The organism is Micromonospora sp. NPDC005237, from assembly GCF_040607775.1.
In the GTDB taxonomy this organism is placed as follows: Bacteria; Actinomycetota; Actinomycetes; order Mycobacteriales; family Micromonosporaceae; genus Micromonospora.
The window spans coordinates 675,270-695,341 of record NZ_JBEXHJ010000001.1 but is presented as its reverse complement, the minus strand read 5'-3'; the positions used below and the strand labels follow the sequence as shown (position 1 = coordinate 695,341).

Sequence of the window (20,072 nt, the reverse complement as noted above, 5' to 3'; positions counted from 1 at the left end):
TCGCCGGTGGCGCTCACCCGGTTGACCTTACTGTGCGTGGCGATCAGGCGCGGCGATACCCGGCGAGCCCCGAAGCGACACGGCAATCGGTCAACAGAGCATATACGGTGCGTGACGGAATGTTCGAGGCCGGTCAGTCCCCGGCGTGCCGGCGGCCGACCGCGATCACCTTGACCCGCTGCCGCCCGGCCCGCACCATGCCCAGCGCCATGAAGGCTCCGGCGATCCGGTCGGCGGCCTCCCTGCTGCTGGCGCCGACCACCTGGCGGCGGCGTTCGGGAGCGACGCGTTCGTTGCGGTCGATGCCCTCGACGGGACGCACGTCGGTGAGAACGACCAGAAAGCGGGTCATCGCCGACCCTCGCGCTGCGGGGCGAGAGACTTCGAACCGGTATGCACGTCGTCTCCTTCCGGCGGGCTGCAACGGACGGCACGCGACGATCGGGTACGGGGGAGAAACCCGATCGCCGCGCGCCCTATCCCCTCCGGTCGCTCACCACCACCGTCGCCACGACAACCGGCGGTGAGGACGCGATGACAGATTGACACGTCTACAGCCATGAATGCAACTCTCATCCACCTTCTCTCATGTACCCGTTCCCATAAATGTGTGCGACCATCGATGCATGGCCCCGAAGACCGCCCGCGCCCGCCGACTCGGCATCGCCCTGCGTCAATACCGGGAAGCCGCCGGGCTGACGCTGGAGACCGCCGCGGATGAGATCAACAGCACCCGCAGCACCCTCTCCCGCTATGAGAACGCCCAGACGCTGATCAACCCGGCCACCGTGCGCGCCCTGCTCACCTCGTACGGAGTGGGTTCCGAGGAGGTGGCCGCCGCGGTGCAGCTCGCCAAGGACGCCCGCAAGCCGGGCTGGTGGGTGTCGTACTCGTACCTGCTCGACCCACGCACCATCGACTTCATCGCCCTGGAGGCGGAGGCCACCGCCATCGCCAACTTCGAGCCCTCGGTGGTGCCCGGCCTGCTGCAGACCGCGGACTACATCCGCGGCGTGATGCGCGGCGGCCCGCACACCCTCGGCGACGAGCTGGTGGAGCAGCGGGTCAAGGTCCGACTCGACCGCCAGGTGCGGCTCACCGCCGACACTCCACCCATCCTCGACGCGATCATCGACGAGGGCGCGCTGCTGCGCCCGGTCGGTGACCAGTCGGTGATGAACGGCCAGCTACGGCACCTCGTCAAGATGGCCGAACTGCCGAACATCACCGTCCAGGTGATCCCGCTCTCCGCCGGTTACCACCGGGGCACCCGGGGCTCGCTGCACATCCTGGAGTTCGCCGACCCGGAGGACCCCATCATCGCGTCGGTGGAGACGGTCGCCGGTCAGATGATCCTCGACCGCGCGGGCGAGACGCGTACCTGCACCAAGATCATGGAGCATCTGCGCAGCGTGGCGCTCAGCCCGGCGGACAGCCGGGCGATGCTCCTGTCAGTCCTGAAGGGACGGTAGGACCGATGACACCGACGATCACAGCGGCGTTGGCCACGGCGGCGTGGCGCAAGAGCAGCCGCAGCGGCGATGAGGGCGCCTGCGTGGAGGTGGCCACGATCCCCCAGCTGGTGGCCGTCCGCGACTCCAAGGACCCGGCCGGTCCGGCCCTGCTGTTCCCCCCGGCGGCCTGGGCCGCCTTCGCCCAGGCCCCGCCGCGCGGCTGACCGGAGCGCGACCACCCCGCCCCCGCGCTCCGCTGACCGGGCTGTCACCGCCGGTCAGCGGGGCGCGGGCGGGGAAGGGGACGCTCCGGCGAGCGGGCACGGCCGACGAGCGGGAGAGAACTCAGGCGACCAGCGGGCGGGGCTCCGGCACGGCGCGCAGCGCCTCCAGGGCGGCGATCGCCACACCCCTGGCGCCGGCCATGTCGCGGTCCGGAACCAGCGCGAAGGTGGCCACCGCGGCCTGCTCCTCCCGGAGGACGGTGTGCTCGCGGACCGTCGCCAGGAACCAGTCGCGGAACTCCGGCGCCGCCTCCACCACCCCGCCCCCCACGAAGTACGCGTGGGGATCGGTGAAGTTGGCCGCCACGGTGAACAGGCGGCCCAGCGCCATCGCCTGCTGGGTGAAGAGATCCCGGGCCAGCGCGTCACCCCGCTCGCCGTAGCCCCGCACGAGCTTCGCCGCCCGCGCCGCCGGCTCGGCGGTCAGCGGGTGGTCGGGGTGGCGGGTCAGCCAGTACGGCAGCAGGTTGCGCTCGATGCCGGTCAGCGAGGCGACGCTCTCGACGTCGCCGGTGAAGCCGCAGGCGCAGGTGGGCTCCGGCTGGCCCGGGCCGAGCAGCCCGTTCAGCGGGATGTGCACGTGACCCAGCTCGCCGGCCATGCCGGCGGCGCCGGCGATCACCTTGCCGCTCTCCACCACCCCGCCACCGAGGCCCGTGCCGACGATCGCCGAGACCGACGATCGCGCCATCGCCTCGTCGCCGAAATACACGTGGTGGGCGTAGAGCGCGGCGGCGTTGCCGTCGTTGTGGTAGATCACCGGCAGGCCGAGCCGTCGCTGGAGCGCGCCCCGCACGTCGAAGCCACGCCAGGCAGGCTGGGAGAAGTTGGTCGAGCCGCGCGACGAGATGACGCCGGTGGCGCTGGCCGGGCCGGGCGTGTCCAACCCGACCGCCCGGACCAGGTCACGAGGCACGCCGGTCTGCGCCAGAGCCCCGTCCAGCGCCCGGGCCAGCGCTTCGATCGCCGCGTCCGGGCCGGCGCGCACCTCGCTCGGGATCTCCAGCAGCCCGTCCACCAGGAACCGGCCGTCCACCGTCAGGACTGTGGCGTTGTTGCTGGTGCCGCCGTTGTCCAGGCCGACGACCACCGGCACACCTGCGCTGCCCACCGCAACCGCCTCCCGCCCTCATGAGTGTGAGCCGAGGCTAGTGCCAACCCCGCTCCCCCGCCACGCCCGCCCACTGAAACTGGGGTTGGGGGTACCAGCCGAGCTCCGGTGACATCCGGAGTTACTGTCCCCGGTGCCCCGGACTGCTGTCGCGCGTCCTTTGCTCTGCTTCACTCCGCGCAACACCAATCGGCCGCGAGTGTTGCGCCGGTTGAAGCAGAGCAAAGGACGCGAACAAGTGGGTCGGTCGACCAGGCATCTCCGCCGCAGCGCTGATGGGGGGGCGGATCAGCCTGGGCGGCGGGCGATTACCGCAGTGGCGTCCAGGTCCTCGTCGTGTCGTACGGTCGGCGACAGTCCGGCTGCGTGGAACGCCGCGCACAGCGCGTCGGTCTGCGTCTCGCCAGCCTCGACCACCAGGTGCCCACCGGGCACCAGCCAGTGCGCCGCGTCGACGCCCACCCGGCGCAGCACGGTGAGCCCGTCCGGCCCGCCGTCGAGCGCAACCGGGGCCTCGTGCAGCCGCGCCTCCGGCGGCATCAGCGCCACCGCCTCGGTCGGCACGTACGGGGCGTTGGCCACCACCAGGTCGAGCCGCCCCCGCCAGTGCGCCGGCAGCGGAGCGAACAGGTCACCCTCGTACACCTCGGCGGGTAGCCCGGCGAGGTTGCGGCGGGCGCAGGCCACGGCGGCCGGGTCGATGTCGGCGGCGGCCAGCCAGCGCGGCGCGAGCCGGCGGGCCAGCGCGACAGTGGTGGCCCCGGAGCCGCAGCAGAGGTCGACCACGGCCGGCGCCGGGCCGGTCAGCTCGACGGCGGCCTCGACCAGCAGGGCCGTCCGACCGCGCGGCACGAAGACGCCCGCGTCGACGGCGATCCGCAGACCGCAGAACTCGGCCCAGCCGAGCAGGTACTCCAGCGGCTCGCCGGCGACGCGCCGGGCGGTCAGGTCGGCCAGCGTCGCCGGGGAGTCTGCGGCGGCCAGCAGCAGCTCCGCCTCGTCCTCGGCGTAGACGCAACCGGCGGCGCGCAGCCGGCCGACGAGGGTGGTGCGGTCGGTGAAGGACGGCTCTGCCACGAAGCTCAGACCGGACCGGCGGCGTCCAGGGCGGCGGCGATGTCGGCCACCAGGTCGGGAGTGTCCTCCACACCGCAGGAGAGCCGGACGAAGCCGGGGGCGGTGTCGTCCCCCCACTGCGCCCGCCGGTCCGCCGTGGTGTGCAGACCGCCGAACGAGGTGGCCGCCGCCACCAGCCGGGCGGCCTCGACGAAGCGGGCCACCCGGTCGGCGTCGCCCAGGTCGAACGAGAGCACCCCGGGCATCCGGCGCATCTGCGCCGAGGCCACCGCGTAGGCGGGATCGTCCGGCAGCCCCGGCCAGCGCAGACCGGTCACGTCCGGCCGGCCCGCCAGCAGGTCGGCGACGGCTGCGGCGTTCGCGCTCTGCCGGGCCAGCCGCAGGTCGAGGGTCGCCAGCGACCGGTGCGCCAACCAGGCGTCGAACGCTCCCGGAATCGAACCGGTGCCGGTACGCCAGAGCGTCACCGCCTCGATCACCTCGGCGGACCGGCTGGCCAGGTAGCCCAGCAGCAGGTCGGAGTGGCCGGTGAGCGCCTTCGTGCCGGAGGCCACCACCAGGTCGGCGCCGAGGTCCAGCGGGCGCTGCCCGAGCGGGGTGGCGGTGGTGTTGTCGACCGCGAGCAGGGCGCCGGCGGCATGTGCCCGCTCCGCCAGGGCGGCCACGTCGACCACGTCCAGACCCGGGTTGGCCGGGGTCTCCACCAGCACCAGCCGGACGCCCTCGAAGGACGGGTACGGCCCCACGGTCGGCACGAAGAGCACCCGTACGCCGATCGTCTCCAGCACGGCGGTGGCGAACGCCCGGACGGGGAAGTAGCCGTCGGAGGGCAGCACCACGGCGTCCCCCGGGCGCAGCAGGGTGAGCAGCGTCCCGGTGATGGCAGCCTGACCGCTGGCGAAGACCCGGCAGTCACCGCCCTCCAACTCGCCCACGGCGGCCTCCAACAGCCGCCGGGTCGGGTTGTCGGGGCGGCCGTAGCCGTTCGGCGACGCGTCCGGCCCCTGCCACGGGTCGAGGTGGTACGGCGCGGCGAAGACCGGACCCGGCAGGAACGCATCACCCGGCGCCGGCTCGGGCAGGCCGGCGCGCACGCAGCGGGTGCCGTCTCCCAGTTCGCTCATCGGTTCCTCACTCGTACGACTCGGGCTTGGCGGTCCGGCTCATCAGGGTGTCCACGGCGAGCCGCGGGTCCATCCCCTCGTGACAGATCCGTTCGACCTGCTCGGTGATCGGCATCTCCACCCCGTGCGCCCGCGCCAGATCGCGGATCGCGAGGCAGCTCTTGACGCCCTCGGCGGTCTGTCGGGTCGCGGCCTGGGCCTGCTCCAGCGTCTCGCCCCGGCCCAGGTGCTCGCCGAAGGTGCGGTTGCGGGCCAGCGGGGACGAGCAGGACGCGACGAGGTCGCCCATGCCCGCCAGGCCGGCGAAGGTGATCGGGTCCGCCCCGAGGGCCACACCCAGGCGGGCCGTCTCGGCCAGCCCTCGGGTCATCAACATGGCCCGGGTGTTGTCGCCGAAGCCCATCGCGGTGGCGATGCCGTACGACAGCGCGATCACGTTCTTGACCGCGCCGCCCAGCTCGCAGCCGATCACGTCGTCGTTGGTGTACGGCCGCAGGTACGGCGTCCGGATCGACGACTGCACGAGCGTGGCGCGGTCGGCGTTGGTGCCGGCGACCACCGTGGCGGCCGGCTGCTCGGCGGCGATCTCGGGGGCGAGGTTCGGGCCGGAGACCACCACCACCCGATCGGCGGCCACCCCGGCGGTCTCGACGATGACCTCGCTCATCCGCTTGGTGGTGCCGAGTTCGATGCCCTTCATCAACGACACCAGGGTGGCGTCCGGGTGCAGGTGCCCGGCCCACTCGGCGAGGTTGCCGCGCAGGGTCTGCGAGGGCACGGCCAGCACCACCACCTCGGCGCCGCTGATCGCCTCGGCGGCGTCGGTGGTGGCGGTGACCCGGGCCGGCAGCAGCAGGTCCGGCAGGTACTCCGGGTTGCGACGCTCGGCGCGGATGCTCTCGGCCACCGGGGCGCGGCGGGCCCACACGGTCACGTCCCGCCCCGCGTCGGCCAGGATCTTGGCGAAGGCGGTGCCCCAGGAGCCGGCGCCCAGCACCGCGACGTGGCCGCTCATGCCGCTTCACCGGGGTGGCGCTCGACGGACGGTCGGGCCGGCCGTTCCCACAGTGGCGGCGGGGTGCCACCACGGATCTCGACGAGCATGTCTCGCAGCCGCAGCATGATGGCGTCCGTCATCTCCTCGAGGGTCTCCCGGGTCGGTGGGGCGCCCGCCCAGCGGCTCAGGTCGACCGGCTCGCCGGCCACCACGGTCACCGGGATCCGGGGGCGGGGGTTCAGCCGGCTGGTCCGCGGGTCGAAGATCCGCTCCGGACCCCACATCACCAGCGGCACCACCGGGGCGCCGGTGGCCAGCGCCAGCCGGGCGGCGCCGGTCTTGGCCTTCATCGGCCACAGGTCCGGCTGTCGGGTGGTCGTGCCCTCCGGGTAGATCACCACCGCGCCACCCTCGTCGAGCGCGGCGACCGACTTGTCCAGCGAGCGGACCGCGTCCACGCTGCCGCGCTCGACCGGGATCTGCCGACAGCGGTGCAGGATCCAGCCGATCACCGGCACCCGGAACACGCTGGCCTTGCCCAGGTACTGCGGCCACCGCCCGGAGTCGTAGATGAAGTGCGCGGAGACCAACGGGTCGGCGTGCGAGATGTGGTTGGCGACGATGATCATTCCGTCGTCACCGGCGAGGTGCTCCTGGCCGCGCCAGGTCCGCCGGGTCCAGACGGTCATCACCGGCTTCACCAGCCCCACGGCGAACCGTTGCCAGAACCCCAGCCTCCGCCGTGCCACTGTGCCTCCTCGTCGCGCCCCGACCCGCCGCGAGCCCCACCCGCGACACCCGCAGCGGAAATCATGCCTGCTCGCCCCCGGTACGGCCAGCGAGGGTCCCGTCGTCCGGCTGGCAGGATTGCGGACGTGAGTCAGCCGAGGTGGGCCGTGGTGGTGCCGGTGAAGCGTCTGACCGCGGCCAAGAGCCGGCTGCGGGGCGCGCTGCCCGGCGTACCGCATGAGGAGCTGGCGCTGGCGCTGGCGGCCGACACGCTCCGCGCGGTGCTGGCCTGCCCGGCGGTCGCCGAGGCCCTGGTGGTGACCGACGACACCCGGGTGGCGGCCGCGGCGCGGGCCGCCGGGGCGCGGACGGTGCCCGACCTGCCGGACGCCGGCCTGAACGCCGCCTTCCGGCACGGCGCGGCACAGATCCCCGGGCGGTGGGTGGCCGGGCTGACCGCCGACCTGCCGGCGCTGCGCCCGGCCGAGCTGGCCGACGCGCTGCGCGCGGCGCAGCACGACACCGAGGGGGTACGCCGGTTCGTGGCGGATGCCCCCGGTGGTGGGACGGTGCTGCTCGCCGGGCCGCCGGGCGTCGACCTCGACCCACGGTTCGGGGTGGGCTCGGCGGCGGCGCACGCGGCGAGTGGGGCGCTGCCGCTGACCGGTGACTGGCCCAGCCTGCGGCGGGACGTGGACACCGCCGAGGACCTGGCCGCCGCCGCCCGGCTGGGGCTGGGCCCACGCACCGCGGCGCTGCTCGCCGCCGGCTGCCCGGCGCGCTGAACAAGCTGACCCGGCCGGTGTACGGTGCGAGCATGCAGGGCACGGTGGCCAGTTACGACGCGGCGACACGCAGCGGTGTCCTACTGCTCGACGACGGCACCGAGCTGCGTTTTCCCGCCCGGGCGTTCGACGCCTCCGGCCTGCGGTTGCTCCGGCTCGGCCAGCGGGTGCGCATCGACACCGATCCCGACGGCGAGGTCGTCCGGGTGACATTGCCGACGATGCACTGAGCTGGCGGGGCCAAGTTCATTTTGCGTTAACTCTAATCGGGTGATTATGAGCGGGTGAGCACCCCTCGCGAGCATCCGGTCACCCCTCCCGCCACCGACCCCCGCAACGGCGCCCGCGTTCGCGGCACCGACGGCCGTTTCCGCCCGTCCCGGGCCGAACGGGCCGGCGCCGCCCGTGCCGACACGCTCGCCGACGACCCGGGCGCGGCGTCCTCCGGGCTCGACGAGGTCATCGAACCCGGCGTGCCGCCCACGGAGACGGACGGCCCGGCGACCGGCGCGGCCCTGCCCGGCACCTCCGGCGGCCTCGCCACCGGCCTCTCCGCGGGCGGTGCGGGGGACGACGAGCCACCGGCTGCTCCCCCGCTGCCGGAGGACCGCTTCCTCAACCGGGAGCTGTCCTGGCTCGACTTCAACGCGCGGGTGCTCACCCTCGCCGAGGACCAGCGCACCCCCCTGCTGGAGCGGGCCAAGTTCCTGGCGATCTTCGCCAGCAACCTCGACGAGTTCTACATGGTGCGGATCGCCGGCCTGAAGCGGCGGCTCTCCGCCGGCCTGCCGGTGCGCGGCGGCGACCGGCTGCCCCTGCGCACACAGCTGGAGCTGATCGCCGAACGGACCGCCGAGCTGGTCGCCCGGCACGCCGCCTGCTTCGTCGACGACGTCCTGCCCCGGCTGGCCGAGGAGGGCATCCGCATACTGCGCTGGGGTGACCTGGGCGACCCCGAGCGGGAGCGGCTGCGCACCTACTTCCGGGAGCACATCTTCCCGGTGCTCACTCCACTCGCGGTGGACCCGGCGCACCCGTTCCCGTACATCTCCGGGCGGTCCTTGAACCTGGCGGTGGCGGTCCGGGACCCGGACGGCGGGTCCGAGCTGTTCGCGCGGGTGAAGGTGCCCAACAACGTCCCGCGCTTCGTACGGGTCGACCGGGACCAGCCGGGCGTGCGGATGCTGCCGGTGGAGGACCTGATCTCGGTGCACCTGGGTCAGCTGTTCAGCGGCATGCAGGTGGTCGAGTGCCACCTGTTCCGGGTCACCCGCAACGCCGAGGTGGAGGTCGACGAGGACCGCGACGAGGATCTGCTCCAGGCCCTCGAACGGGAGCTGGCCCGCCGCCGGTTCGGCCCGCCGGTCCGCCTGGAGGTCGCCGCGTCGATCTCCGACCACATGCTGGAGCTGCTCGTCCGCGAGTTGGACATGGACGACCAGGACGTGCTGCGGGTGCCCGGCCTGCTGGACCTTTCCGCGCTGTGGCAGGTGTACGGCGAGGCCGACCGCCCCGATCTCAAGGACCCGCCGTTCGTGCCGGCCACGCATCCCCGGCTCGCCGAGGGCGAGGTGCCGCGCAGCGTCTTCTCCACCCTGCGGGACGGGGACATTCTGGTGCACCACCCGTACCACTCGTTCGCCACCAGCGTGCAGCGCTTCATCGAGCAGGCCGCCGCCGACCCCAACGTGCTGGCCATCAAACAGACCCTCTACCGCACCAGCGGTGACTCGCCGATCGTGGACGCGCTCGTCGACGCGGCCGCCGCCGGCAAGCAGGTGGTGGTCCTGGTCGAGGTGAAGGCCCGCTTCGACGAGGTGGCCAACATCGGCTGGGCCCGCACCCTGGAACGCGCCGGCTGCCACGTGGTGTACGGCCTGGTGGGGCTCAAGACACACTGCAAGACCGCCCTGGTGGTCCGGCAGGAGGGCAACCAGATCCGCCGGTACTGCCACATCGGCACCGGCAACTACCACCCGAAGACCGCCCGCCTGTACGAGGACTTCGGCATGCTCACCGCCGACCCGGAGATCGGGGCGGACCTCACCGACCTGTTCAACGTGCTGACCGGCTACAGCCGGCAGACCGCGTACCGGCGGCTGCTGGTCGCCCCGCAGGGCATCCGCAGCGGCCTCATCGAACGCATCGAACGGGAGATCGCGCACGTCCGGTTGGGCATGCCCGGCCTGGTCCAGTTCAAGGTCAACTCGCTGGTCGACGAGGGCGTGACCGACGCGCTGTACCGGGCGTCCCAGGCCGGCGTGCACGTCGACCTGCTCATCCGGGGCATGTGCACGCTGCGTCCGGGGGTGCCTGGGCTGTCGGACAACATCCGGGTGCGCTCGATCCTCGGCCGGTTCCTGGAGCACTCCCGGGTCTTCCGCTTCGGCAACAACGGCGAGGCCGAGTTCTGGATGGGCTCGGCGGACCTGATGCACCGCAACCTGGACCGGCGGGTGGAGGCGCTGGTGCAGGTGAGCGATCCGGTCGCCCGCGCCGAGCTGGACTACGTGCTGACCGCCGCGATGAGCCCGGACGTGGACGCGTTCGAGCTAGCCGGCGACGGCACCTGGACGCGGCGTACCGACGGTGACGACGCGGCCCGGGTGCACCTGCAGGATCTGCTGCTGCGCCGCGTCGGTGGCACGGCCGGCTGACCGTTCGCGGCATAGGCTGAGCTGATGGTCGAGGAGGAGCAGAAGTACGAGGTGGACGACACCTTCGTGCTGCCGGACCTGTCCGCCACGTTCCCGGCCGGCGGCCGGGTCCGGGCGCTGCCGCCGGTGACGCTCGTCGCCCGCTACCTCGACACGGTCGACCTGCGGCTGGCCCGCGCCGGGGCGTCCCTGCGCCACCGCAAGGGTGACGAGCTGCCGTGGACGGTGAAGCTGCCCACCGGCACGCCCGGCGTCCGGCACGAGATCTCCCGTCCCGGGCCGGTCGGGCAGCCGCCGCCGGAGCTGGTCGAGCTGGTCACCGTCCTGCATCGGGGCGCGTCGCTGGCGCCGGTGACTGTGGTACGCACCGTCCGGCACGCCCACGAGGTGTGCGACCGGGCCGGAACGGTGCTCGCCGAGGTGGTGGACGACCGGGTGACAGTCCGCGACGACGCCGGCGCCACCACCGGCGCGTTCCGCGAGGTGGAGGTGGAGCGCAAGGCCGGCGACCGCAAGCTGCTGGAACGAATCGGCGAGGTGCTGTGCGAGGCCGGGGCCCGGGCCGGCTCGTTCACCCCGAAGCACGTACGGGCGCTGGGGACGGTGGCGCAGGCCGAACCCGACCTGGTCGGGCCGGGCGGACTGACGGCCGACCCGACCGCCGGGGACATGGTCACCGAGGCGGTCCGCAAGGAGGTGGGCCGACTGTTGGCGCACGACCCGCTGGTGCGGCTGCGCACCTCGACCGACGGCGGCGACAGCGCCGTACACCAGATGCGGGTGGCCTGCCGACGGCTGCGCAGCGACCTGCGCACCTTCCGGCCGCTGGTGCGCCGCAGCTGGGCCCGGCCCCTGCGCGACGAGCTGCGCTGGCTGGCCGGGGTGCTCGGCGGGGCGCGCGACGCCGAGGTGCTCCGCGACCGACTGCGGCGCACCGCGACCGCCGACCCGCTCAGCCCGCTCGACACGGGCGCGGTGGACCGACTGGACGAGGCGCTCGCGCAGCGGCAGCGGCAGGCGCTCGCCGCCATCGACGAGGCGCTGCGCTCGCCGCGTTACCTGGCCCTGGTGGACGCCCTGGTGCTGGCCGCCCGCGCGCCCCGGCTCACCCGACGGGCGGCCACCCCGGCGGCGCGCACGCTACCGAAGCTGGTGGCCCGCCCGTGGCGGCAGCTCACCGGCCCCGACGGCGTGGACGGGCTCGACCCGCTGGCCCCCGACGACCGCTGGCACGCCGTCCGCAAGGAGGGCAAGCAGGCCCGCTACGCGGTCACCGCAGTGGTCCCGGCCGTCGGCAAGGACGCGCGGCGGCTGGCCCGCGCGTTGGCCCGCGTCCAGGACGTGCTCGGCGAACACCAGGACGCCGCGGTGGCCGCCGAGACCTGGCTCGCCCTCGCCGCCGACCGACCGGCCGACCACGAGCTGGCGGTCACCGCCGGGCGGCTGGCCGAGCGGGAACGCGACACGGTCCGCCTGATGCGGGCCCGGTTCCCCGCCGCGTGGCACCGGGCCACCCGGCGACGGCGGACCAGATGGTTGCCGTGACGGGCATCCGCGCTGCCGGCGGGGTCTGCTGGCGACCGACCGCCGACGGCGTACGGGTCTGCGTCGTGCACCGCCCGCGCTACGGGGACTGGACGCTGCCCAAGGGCAAGCTCGAACCGGGCGAGCATCCACTGGTCGCGGCGGTCCGGGAGGTGGCCGAGGAGGCCGACGTGCGGGGCGTACCGCAGGTGCGGCTGCCGTCGGTGCGCTACCGCAGCGAGGGGCAGGCCAAACTGGTCGACTACTGGTCGATGCTCGCGGTCGCCGAGGGCGGGTTCCAGCCGGGCACCGAGGTCGACGACATCCGGTGGCTGGCCGTGGACGACGCGATCCGCCTGGTCAGCTATCCGCACGACGCCGAGGTGCTCGCCGGGTTCGCCGCGCTGCCGCCGGTGACCGCGACCGTCGCGGTGGTCCGGCACGGGCACGCCGGCAAGCGGGCCACCTGGTCCGGCCCGGACACCGCCCGCCCGCTCGATCGCGAGGGATGGGCCCAGGCGTACGCGCTGGCGCCGCTGATCGCCCTGGTGCGCCCGGCCCGGCTCCTGTCGGCCTCGCCGCGCCGCTGCGTGCAGACCCTGGACCCGGCCGCCGCGTTGCTCGACCTGCCCATCGAGATCTGCGGCGACCTGGACGAGCCGCAGCCGGGTCAGCAACAGGACGAGCGGGTGCTGGCCACCGCCGCCCAACTGCTGGAGCTGGCCTGCGCCGGCGGGCAGGTGGCGGTGTGCAGCCAGGGCAAGGTGCTGCCGGGCGCGTTGGAGCAGCTGACCGGCCGCGCCGACGAGGACTTCATTACCCCGAAGGGCGGCGGCTGGCTGCTGGCCTTCAGCGGCGAGCGGCTGCTCGCGGCCGACCGCCTGTGAGGCCCGCCCGGCGCTTCGGCGGTTGATCCCCCCTTCAGGTCGCCGACGTGGCGGTGTCCGGCTGGCCAGATACCGCAGCATCGGCGATCCCGGCGCGGGGTCAGCGGGACGGCAGGGTGAGGGTCACCGCCACCGGCAGGTGGTCGCTGGCCTCGCCGCGCGGCGCGACCGGATCCGTCGCCGTCAGGCCGGGCGAGACGAAGACGTGGTCGATCTGCTGGCGTGGATCGTCCGCCGGGCTCGTCGCCAGCGGACGGGCGACCGCCAACGCGTCGACCAGCCCGGCCGCGGTGAACTGCTCGAAAGCCTCGTCGCCCGGCTCGGTGTTCAGATCGCCGGCCACCACGAGCGGCCGGCCGGCCGCGTACCCGGTGGCGAAGTCGGCCACCGCGCGAGCCTGCGCCACCGGGCCCGCGTCGGGTGGCGGTTGCAGGTGGGTGCTCACCACGGCGGCACGGACACCGTCGCCGAGGTCCAGGGTGACGGCGAGAGCCTGCGCTCCGGTGGGCGCCCCGAGAGACGGCAGCGGCCGGGACCGTGGGTCGGTGACCGGCCACCGGCTGAGCACCGCGTCACCCCAGACCGGGTCGGCGGCCGGCCCGAACACGTACGGCATGCCGAGCCGGTCGGACAGCAGGTCCAGCGTGTCGTGGCCGCCGTTGAGCAGCCAGCCCCGGTCCACCTCGCTGAGCAGCACCACATCGGGCCGCTGCCGGTCGATCGCCGCGGTCAGCCCGGCCAGGTCGAACCGGCCGTCCAGCCCGAAGCCCATCCGGATGTTGTACGCCACCACGGTCAACCGCTCCGGCGGACCCTCCCGGTTGCTCGCCACCGCCACCTCGTCGGCGAGCAGCGGCGCGAGCAGAGCCAGCGCGGCGACCCCGCCGGCGGTCCGCAGCGGCGGAAGCGGGCCGGGACGCCGGTGGCCGGACGGACGGGCGGCCAGGGCCACGGCGGCGACCACCCCGGCCACCACCACCGGCACCACCGCGTTCGGGTAGCCCAGGTCGTAGGCGGAGTAGTAACCCACCGCCCCCAGCACGAAGAGCAGCATGCCGGCGGCGACGGCGTACCCCCGGCGGGCCGCCGTTCGGCGGCTGTCGTCCGTGCCCGTCGCGCCCTCACCGCCAGCGTCAGCGTCGACGGCGGCGTGGGCGGCGCCGTCGGCGTCGGCGCGACCCGGAGCGTCGGTGAGGGCGAGGCAGGCGCCGAGTCCGACGGCGGTGAGCAGGATGGCCGCGACGAGCAGGTCGCCACTGTCGAGGGCGAAGAGCACCACGCCCACCAGCAGGGCCGCCGGCCCGAGCGGCCGGCCCCACCCCCGGGTCGGGCCCGCCAGCGCGGCCAGCAGGAACCCGGCGACCGCCACCGGCACCGGCGCCAGGCCGAACAGCGGTGAGCGAGCGACGTCGCCACTCGCGACCAGGTACGACATCCCGGCCTGGGCCAGGGCCGGCGCGAGGGCCACCATGCCGGCCAGCAGCAGCACCGGCCCGGCCAGCAGCCACGATCGGGCGCCACCGGGGCCGGGCGGCGCGGTGGGCAGCGTCGTGCCGAGCAGGAACAGCACCACCGCGACGGCGCTGAGCAGCCAGGCCACCCAGCCGCCCCGCCAGACGAGGTCGTAGGTGTCCAGCAGCGCGTGGATGGCGGCGTTGACCGCCAGCCCCAGGGCCAGTCCCGGCACCGGACGGTCGGTGCCGCCGGCGACACCCACCAACCAGACCAGACCGGCGAGCAGACCGGCGGTGGCCAACCAGAGCTGCGGACGGCCGCCGGGGGCGCTGGTGAGCGCGAGCCGGGCCACGGCGAGCAGCACGGCGGCGACGACGGTGACCCGGCGGGCGCCCACCCGCCGGACCAGAGCCGGCGCGGCCATCGCCAGAACGAACCAGCCGAGCGCGAACGCGCCCATCAACTCGGCCGGGGTGGACGCGGCCTGCCCGAAGATGGTGATGATGCCGGGCAGCCAGACGCGCAGCACGTCGATGAGCAGAATGACGCCCAGCGCGAGCGATCCGGTGGTGAGCTGGCGGTAGCGCACCGGCGCCCCATTTCGTCGGCGGACCGGTCCGCAAGGGGGGGGCCGGCACGGCGATTCTGCGCGTACGGCCCGGCCGGGTCAACGGTCCGGCACGCGCAAAGGGCGCCCACCGCGAGGGTGGACGCCCTTTGGCCAGTCGGTCAGCGCTTGCTGGCCGCCTTCTTGGCCGGAGCCTTCTTCGCCGGCGCCTTCTTGGCCGCCGTGCTCTTGCTCGCCGCCGCGGTGGTCTTCTTCGCCGTGGCGGACTTGGTCGCCGCGGCGGTCTTCTTCGCCGGGGCGGTCTTCTTGCTGGCGGCCGTCTTGGTCGCCGTGGTGGTCTTGCTCGCCTTGGCCGGGGCGGTCTTCTTGCTGGCCGCCTTGGTGGCGGCGGCGGTGGTGGTCTTGCTCGCCTTGGCCGGGGCGGTCTTCTTACCGGCCGCCTTGGTGGCGGTGGCCTTGGTGCCCTCCGCCTTGGCACCGGCGGTCTTGGCCGTGGCGGCGGCGGTCTTCTTCGCCGCCACCGTGGCCTTCGGCACCTTGCCGCTGGCCACCATCTCCTTGAACCCGGCGCCGGGGCGGAAGGTCGGGACGGACGTCTTCTTGACCTTCACCGCCTCGCCGGTACGCGGGTTGCGCGCTGTTCGTGCGCCACGCACACGCTTTTCGAATGCTCCGAATCCGGTGATCGCCACCTTCTCGCCCTTGGTGACCGCTGCCTGGACCTCAGTGAGGACCGCGTCGAGCGCGGCCGTCGCCGTCTTCCGGTCCCCCAGGCGAACGGCGAGCGCCTCGATGAGCTCGGCCTTGTTCACGACTTCCTCCCGATTGTGCAACTGACTCGACGCGAGCCATTCTGCGCGCACCGTATGCCCTGCGCTGCCTGGACACAAACATTCGGTGGAAAAAAGCCCTTGTGTCGTAACGGATTCGCCCCCACCGGTTGGACCGGTGGGGGCGAAATCCGATGTGCGGGTGGGCGTACGGCTATGCCACCGAGGGCAGGAACGGCAGTCGAGACGCCTCGTAGGAGGCGATGTCATCGGCGTGCCGGAGGGTGAGTCCAATGTCGTCCAGGCCCTCCAACAGCCGCCACCGGCTGAAGTCGTCCAGTGGGAACGACCAGGTCGCGTCCCCGGCCCGGAGCTGTCGGGCGGTCAGGTCGACGGTCACCGGAGTGGTCGGGTCGGCCTCGACGAGATCCCACAACTCCTCGACGGCTTTCAATTCCAACTCGACCGGCAGCAGGCCCTCCTTGAGTGCGTTGCCCCGGAAGATGTCACCGAAGCGCGGGGCCACCACGGCGCGGAAGCCCCAGTCCCGTAGCGCCCAGACGGCGTGCTCCCGGGAGGAGCCGGTGCCGAACTCGGGACCGGCGATGAGGATCGACGCACCGGAATAGGATTCATCGTTGAGTACGAATGCCGGGTCTTCCCGCCAGGCGTTGAACAGCCCGTCGGCGAAGCCGGTGCGGGTCACCCTCTTGAGGTACACGGCCGGGATGATCTGATCAGTGTCCACGTTGGACCGGCGCAGCGGCACGGCGGTGCCGGTGTGGGTGGTGAACTTGTCCATCTCCTCGGTCCCTTCTACAGATCGGCGGGGGCGGCCAGCCGCCCGACCACGGCGGTGGCGGCGGCGACCGGCGGGGAGACCAGGTGGGTACGACCGCCCCGGCCCTGCCGGCCCTCGAAGTTCCGGTTGGAGGTGGACGCGGAGCGCTCGCCGGGCTTGAGCGTGTCGGGGTTCATGCCCAGGCACATCGAGCAGCCGGCGAACCGCCACTCGGCGCCGGCGTCGGCGAAGACCTTGTCCAGCCCCTCGGCCTCGGCGGCCTCCCGAACGGCGGCGGAGCCGGGCACCACGAGCATCCGGACGGAGTCGGCGACCCGGTGGCCGCGCAGCACGTCGGCCGCGGCCCGCAGATCCTCCAGGCGGCCGTTCGTGCAGGAGCCCACGAAGACCACGTCGATGGGCAGCTCCCGCAGCGGGGTGCCGGGGCGCAGATCCATGTACTCCAGCGCACGGCGGGCGGCAGCGCGCTCCGAGTCGGTGGTGAACTCCTCCGGGTCGGGCACCGGCGCGCTCAGCGGCGCGCCCTGCCCGGGGTTGGTGCCCCACGTGACGAACGGCGTGATCCGGCTGGCGTCCAGGGTGACCTCGGCGTCGAAGCGCGCGCCCTCGTCGGTGGGCAGCGTCCGCCACCAGGCCAGCGCCGCGTCCCAGTCGGCGCCCTGCGGCGCGTTCGGCCGACCCTTGAGGTACGCGAAGGTCGTCTCGTCCGGCGCGATCATGCCGGCCTTGGCGCCCCACTCGATGGACATGTTGGCGATGGTCATCCGCCCCTCCATGGAGAGGGCCTGGATGGCGTCGCCGCGGTACTCGACGATGTGCCCGCGCCCACCACCGGTGCCGACCTGGGCGATCAGCGCGAGCACCAGGTCCTTGGCGGTGACGCCGGGGGCGAGCTGGCCGGTGACGTTGACGGCCATGGTCTTCGGCCTGCTCTGCGGCAGCGTCTGGGTGGCCAGCACGTGCTCCACCTCGCTGGTGCCGATGCCGAAGGCGAGCGCGCCGAACGCGCCGTGGGTGGCGGTGTGCGAGTCGCCACACACGATCGTCATGCCGGGCTGGGTCACCCCGAGCTGCGGGCCGATGACGTGCACGATGCCCTGGTTCTCGTCGCCGAGCGGGTGCAGCCGCACGCCGAACTCGGCGCAGTTGCGGCGCAGCGTCTCGATCTGCGTACGCGACGTCGGGTCCGCGATGGTGAGCAGGTCACCGCGGCGGAGCCGGAACGCCGGATCGGCGTACCCGGTCGGGGTGTTGTGGTCCTCGGTCGCGAGGGTCAGGTCGGTACGGCGCACCCGGCGCCCGGCGAGCCGCAGCCCGTCGAACGCCTGCGGGCTGGTCACCTCGTGCAGCAGGTGCAGGTCGATGAAGAGCAGGTCCGGCTCACCGGCGGCGGACCGTACGACGTGCGCGTCCCAGACCTTCTCGGCCAGGGTCCTCGGCTCAGGAGTGACTCCCACCATCTGGACATCCTAAATTCTGGGAGGTAAGTTTCGGCTTGTGGGACACAGTATGAGCGGTGTCGGCGTTCTCGACAAGGCGGTGGTCATCCTGGCCGCCTGTGTCGACGGCGCCAGCCTGGCCGAACTCGTTGAACGCACGAAGCTGCCCCGGGCCACCGCGCACCGGCTGGCACAGGCACTGGAGATCCATCGGATGCTGGTCCGGGACACCCAGGGGCGCTGGCGTCCCGGGCCCCGGCTGGGCGAGCTGGCCAACGCCGCTCCGGACGTCCTGCTGACCGCCGCCGAGCCGCTGCTGGCCGCGCTGCGCGACGCCACCGGCGAGAGCGCGCAGCTCTACCTGCGCCGCGCCGACGAGCGGATCTGCGTGGCGGCGGCGGAGCGCGCCAGCGGCCTGCGGGACACCGTTCCGGTCGGCTCGGTGCTGCCGATGACGGCCGGCTCGGCGGCCCAGATCCTGCTCGCCTGGGAGCCTCCGGAGGCGGTGATGCCGCTGCTGCCGCGCAGCAAGTTCACCGGCCGCACCCTGGCCGAGGTCCGCCGCCGCGGCTGGGCGCAGAGCGTGGCCGAACGGGAGGCCGGTGTGGCGAGCGTCTCCGCCCCGATCCGCGACCGCACCGGCCGCGTGATCGCCTCGGTCAGCATCTCCGGCCCGATCGAACGCCTGGGCCGCCGCCCCGGCGAACGCCACGCCATGGCAGTCGTCAGAGCCGGCCAACGCCTCTCCGGCCTCTAACCCACCCCCGCCCCCACCCTTGTTGATCATGAAGTTATTGCCCGGACACGCCGTGGCGGAGGGCAATAACTTCATGATCAACGGGGAGGTGGGTGGCCGGGCGAGGGCCGGGCGGGTGGGGGTGGGTACGGGAAAGGCTCACCTCGCGGGGCGAGGTGAGCCTTTGATCTGTAGCCCCGACCGGATTCGAACCGGCGCTACCGCCTTGAGAGGGCGGCGTCCTGGGCCACTAGACGACGGGGCCAGAACTTCCTGTTCACCGCCCTCGCAGGCGGTGCCGCTGTAGTCTAGCGGCACCGTCCGTCGGGGCGAGCGTGGGGTCTGGGCACCGTGGACGGCCGTGCGTAGCAACGAAACAACCCGCCTCACCAAGGTGAGACGGGTTGTGCACAGATGTAGCCCCGACCGGATTCGAACCGGCGCTACCGCCTTGAGAGGGCGGCGTCCTGGGCCACTAGACGACGGGGCCAGAACCACTTTCGCTCCCCCACCCTCGCGGGCGGAGGAGCTGCACTCTACCAGAGACCACTCTCCGCCCCCGGAGGGGCGGAGTCGAACTCCGTCAGAATCCAGCGTCCGGGATTCTCGCGAATCCCAGCTGCGCTGGGGTACCAGGACTCGAACCTAGACTAACTGAACCAGAATCAGTCGGGCTGCCAATTACCCCATACCCCATTGGCCCCTTGCGGCGCCGGGAGTGAACATTACCCTCCCGGTGCCGACAGGCCAAATCCGATCCCCCCGAACCGCCCGTGAGCTGCGGAAACAGGGGCATCGGACGGATCAGGCGACGGGGACCACCGGGTTGCTGAGCTCGCCGATGCCCTCGATCCGCACGGTGACCGTATCCCCCTCGACGAGAGGGCTAACCCCCGCCGGAGTGCCGGTGAGCACCACGTCGCCGGGCAGCAGGGTCATCACGTGCGAGATGTACGACACCAGGCCGGCCACGTCGAAGACCATGTCCTTCGTGCGGCCGAGCTGGCGTACCTCCATCTCGTCGGGGTTGCGACCCACCTCACAGCGGATCTCCAGGTCGGAGACGTCCAGCCCGGTGGTGATCCACGGACCGATCGGGCAGAACGAGTCGAAGCCCTTGGCGCGGGTCCACTGCCCGTCCGAGCGCTGCAGGTCCCGGGCGGTCACGTCGTTGGCGCAGGTGTAGCCGAAGATGGCACGTTCGGCGGCGGCCCGGTCGGCCCGGCGGGCGCCCGGCGCGCCGATCACGACCGCCAACTCCGCCTCGTGCTCGACCTGCTTGGAGAAGATCGGCAGCCGGATGGCGTCCCGGGGACCGATCACCGAGGTGGACGGCTTGAGGAAGAGCAACGGCTCCTTGGGCACCTCGTTGCCGAGCTCGGCGGCGTGGTCGGCGTAGTTGCGGCCCACGCAGACCACCTTGCTGGGCAGGATCGGCGAGAGCAGCCGGACGTCGGAGAGGGCCCAGCGGGCCCCACTGAAGGAGAGCTGGCCGAACGGGTGACCCTCGATCTCGGCGATGGTCAGGCCCTGCGGCCCGGCCTCCGGCTCGCCCTCGACGGCTCCGAACGACATTCCCTTGGCATGAGCGAAACGAGCGATACGCACCCAGCCAATCTAGCCCCGCCGACCCGTTCACCGGCCACAACCGGCCGCCGGGTGTGCGCAACCCG

At 73.2% G+C, this 20,072-nt stretch carries 19 protein-coding genes and 3 tRNA genes; 8 read left to right on the top strand and 14 right to left on the bottom strand.

Annotated elements, in window-relative coordinates; genetic code table 11:
- Positions 1 to 133: 133 nt before the first annotated feature.
- Positions 134 to 352, bottom strand: coding sequence for a hypothetical protein (locus ABZT87_RS03365; RefSeq protein WP_354860075.1), 219 nt, complete (start codon positions 350 to 352; stop codon positions 134 to 136).
- Positions 353 to 626: 274 nt separating this feature from the next.
- Between ABZT87_RS03365 and ABZT87_RS03360 the strand changes: the two genes are divergently transcribed.
- Positions 627 to 1,472, top strand: a complete 846-nt coding sequence (locus tag ABZT87_RS03360; RefSeq protein WP_354860077.1) for a helix-turn-helix transcriptional regulator — start codon at positions 627 to 629, stop codon at positions 1,470 to 1,472.
- Positions 1,473 to 1,477: 5 nt separating this feature from the next.
- Positions 1,478 to 1,678 carry a DUF397 domain-containing protein gene (locus ABZT87_RS03355; protein WP_354860080.1) on the top strand — a complete coding sequence of 67 codons (201 nt, stop codon included), beginning with the start codon at positions 1,478 to 1,480 and terminating at the stop codon, positions 1,676 to 1,678.
- Between the two features lie 121 nt (positions 1,679 to 1,799).
- Here the strand turns inward: ABZT87_RS03355 and ABZT87_RS03350 are convergent, their stop codons facing one another.
- The 5 genes from ABZT87_RS03350 to ABZT87_RS03330 all read right to left on the bottom strand — a co-directional run bounded on the left by ABZT87_RS03350 (position 1,800) and on the right by ABZT87_RS03330 (position 6,796).
- Positions 1,800 to 2,849: an ROK family protein gene (locus ABZT87_RS03350; RefSeq protein ID WP_355133330.1), complete on the bottom strand. Its 1,050-nt coding sequence runs from the start codon at positions 2,847 to 2,849 to the stop codon at positions 1,800 to 1,802.
- A gap of 288 nt (positions 2,850 to 3,137) precedes the next feature.
- The gene (locus ABZT87_RS03345) at positions 3,138 to 3,926 is read right to left on the bottom strand and encodes a putative protein N(5)-glutamine methyltransferase (RefSeq protein ID WP_355133328.1); all 789 of its coding nucleotides are present in this window, start codon (positions 3,924 to 3,926) and stop codon (positions 3,138 to 3,140) included.
- A gap of 5 nt (positions 3,927 to 3,931) precedes the next feature.
- The gene (locus tag ABZT87_RS03340) at positions 3,932 to 5,050 is read right to left on the bottom strand and encodes a cystathionine gamma-lyase (RefSeq protein WP_355133326.1); all 1,119 of its coding nucleotides are present in this window, start codon (positions 5,048 to 5,050) and stop codon (positions 3,932 to 3,934) included.
- Positions 5,051 to 5,057: 7 nt separating this feature from the next.
- A complete protein-coding gene (locus ABZT87_RS03335) occupies positions 5,058 to 6,065 on the bottom strand; it encodes an NAD(P)H-dependent glycerol-3-phosphate dehydrogenase (RefSeq protein ID WP_354860089.1) in 1,008 nt (335 codons plus the stop codon).
- Positions 6,062 to 6,796, bottom strand: coding sequence for a lysophospholipid acyltransferase family protein (locus ABZT87_RS03330; protein ID WP_355133324.1), 735 nt, complete (start codon positions 6,794 to 6,796; stop codon positions 6,062 to 6,064). Before ABZT87_RS03330 ends, ABZT87_RS03335 begins: the two co-directional genes overlap by 4 nt.
- 126 nt (positions 6,797 to 6,922) lie before the next feature.
- Between ABZT87_RS03330 and cofC the strand changes: the two genes are divergently transcribed.
- Genes cofC through ABZT87_RS03305 form a run of 5 tightly spaced genes read left to right on the top strand, consistent with a single transcriptional unit; the run spans position 6,923 to position 12,629 of the window.
- Positions 6,923 to 7,561 (top strand): 2-phospho-L-lactate guanylyltransferase, encoded by a 639-nt coding sequence (gene cofC, locus ABZT87_RS03325; RefSeq protein WP_355133322.1) that lies wholly within the window; start codon positions 6,923 to 6,925, stop codon positions 7,559 to 7,561.
- 32 nt (positions 7,562 to 7,593) lie between these two features.
- Positions 7,594 to 7,791 (top strand): cold-shock protein, encoded by a 198-nt coding sequence (locus ABZT87_RS03320; protein WP_354860096.1) that lies wholly within the window; start codon positions 7,594 to 7,596, stop codon positions 7,789 to 7,791.
- Positions 7,792 to 7,845: 54 nt separating this feature from the next.
- Positions 7,846 to 10,218 (top strand): RNA degradosome polyphosphate kinase, encoded by a 2,373-nt coding sequence (locus ABZT87_RS03315; protein ID WP_354860099.1) that lies wholly within the window; start codon positions 7,846 to 7,848, stop codon positions 10,216 to 10,218.
- A 24-nt stretch (positions 10,219 to 10,242) separates the two neighbouring features.
- Positions 10,243 to 11,763, top strand: a complete 1,521-nt coding sequence (locus ABZT87_RS03310) for a CYTH and CHAD domain-containing protein (protein WP_355133320.1) — start codon at positions 10,243 to 10,245, stop codon at positions 11,761 to 11,763.
- Positions 11,751 to 12,629, top strand: a complete 879-nt coding sequence (locus tag ABZT87_RS03305) for an NUDIX hydrolase (protein WP_355133318.1) — start codon at positions 11,751 to 11,753, stop codon at positions 12,627 to 12,629. The genes ABZT87_RS03310 and ABZT87_RS03305 overlap by 13 nt, the downstream gene beginning before the upstream one ends.
- Before the next feature lie 100 nt (positions 12,630 to 12,729).
- Here ABZT87_RS03305 and ABZT87_RS03300 read toward each other — a convergent pair whose 3' ends face one another.
- The 4 genes from ABZT87_RS03300 to leuC form a co-directional block, all read right to left on the bottom strand.
- On the bottom strand, positions 12,730 to 14,673 hold the full coding sequence (locus ABZT87_RS03300; RefSeq protein WP_355133316.1) for an endonuclease/exonuclease/phosphatase family protein: 1,944 nt from the start codon (positions 14,671 to 14,673) through the stop codon (positions 12,730 to 12,732).
- A 140-nt stretch (positions 14,674 to 14,813) separates the two neighbouring features.
- Positions 14,814 to 15,464, bottom strand: coding sequence for an HU family DNA-binding protein (locus ABZT87_RS03295; protein WP_355133314.1), 651 nt, complete (start codon positions 15,462 to 15,464; stop codon positions 14,814 to 14,816).
- A 172-nt stretch (positions 15,465 to 15,636) separates the two neighbouring features.
- The gene (gene leuD, locus ABZT87_RS03290) at positions 15,637 to 16,224 is read right to left on the bottom strand and encodes a 3-isopropylmalate dehydratase small subunit (protein ID WP_354860107.1); all 588 of its coding nucleotides are present in this window, start codon (positions 16,222 to 16,224) and stop codon (positions 15,637 to 15,639) included.
- A 14-nt stretch (positions 16,225 to 16,238) separates the two neighbouring features.
- The gene (gene leuC, locus ABZT87_RS03285; protein WP_355066997.1) at positions 16,239 to 17,684 is read right to left on the bottom strand and encodes a 3-isopropylmalate dehydratase large subunit; all 1,446 of its coding nucleotides are present in this window, start codon (positions 17,682 to 17,684) and stop codon (positions 16,239 to 16,241) included.
- A 49-nt stretch (positions 17,685 to 17,733) separates the two neighbouring features.
- On the opposite strand from leuC, the gene ABZT87_RS03280 reads away from it, so the two are divergent.
- On the top strand, positions 17,734 to 18,420 hold the full coding sequence (locus tag ABZT87_RS03280; protein ID WP_007456408.1) for an IclR family transcriptional regulator: 687 nt from the start codon (positions 17,734 to 17,736) through the stop codon (positions 18,418 to 18,420).
- Between the two features lie 171 nt (positions 18,421 to 18,591).
- On the opposite strand, the gene ABZT87_RS03275 is transcribed toward ABZT87_RS03280, so the two are convergent.
- From ABZT87_RS03275 to ABZT87_RS03260, 4 genes are all read right to left on the bottom strand, one after another.
- A tRNA-Glu gene (locus ABZT87_RS03275) sits at positions 18,592 to 18,664 on the bottom strand.
- A 152-nt stretch (positions 18,665 to 18,816) separates the two neighbouring features.
- Positions 18,817 to 18,889: transfer RNA gene (locus tag ABZT87_RS03270), tRNA-Glu, on the bottom strand.
- 134 nt (positions 18,890 to 19,023) lie between these two features.
- Positions 19,024 to 19,095 (bottom strand) — tRNA-Gln (locus ABZT87_RS03265).
- Positions 19,096 to 19,203: 108 nt separating this feature from the next.
- Positions 19,204 to 20,007: a fumarylacetoacetate hydrolase family protein gene (locus ABZT87_RS03260; protein WP_234591312.1), complete on the bottom strand. Its 804-nt coding sequence runs from the start codon at positions 20,005 to 20,007 to the stop codon at positions 19,204 to 19,206.
- Positions 20,008 to 20,072 lie beyond the last annotated feature (65 nt).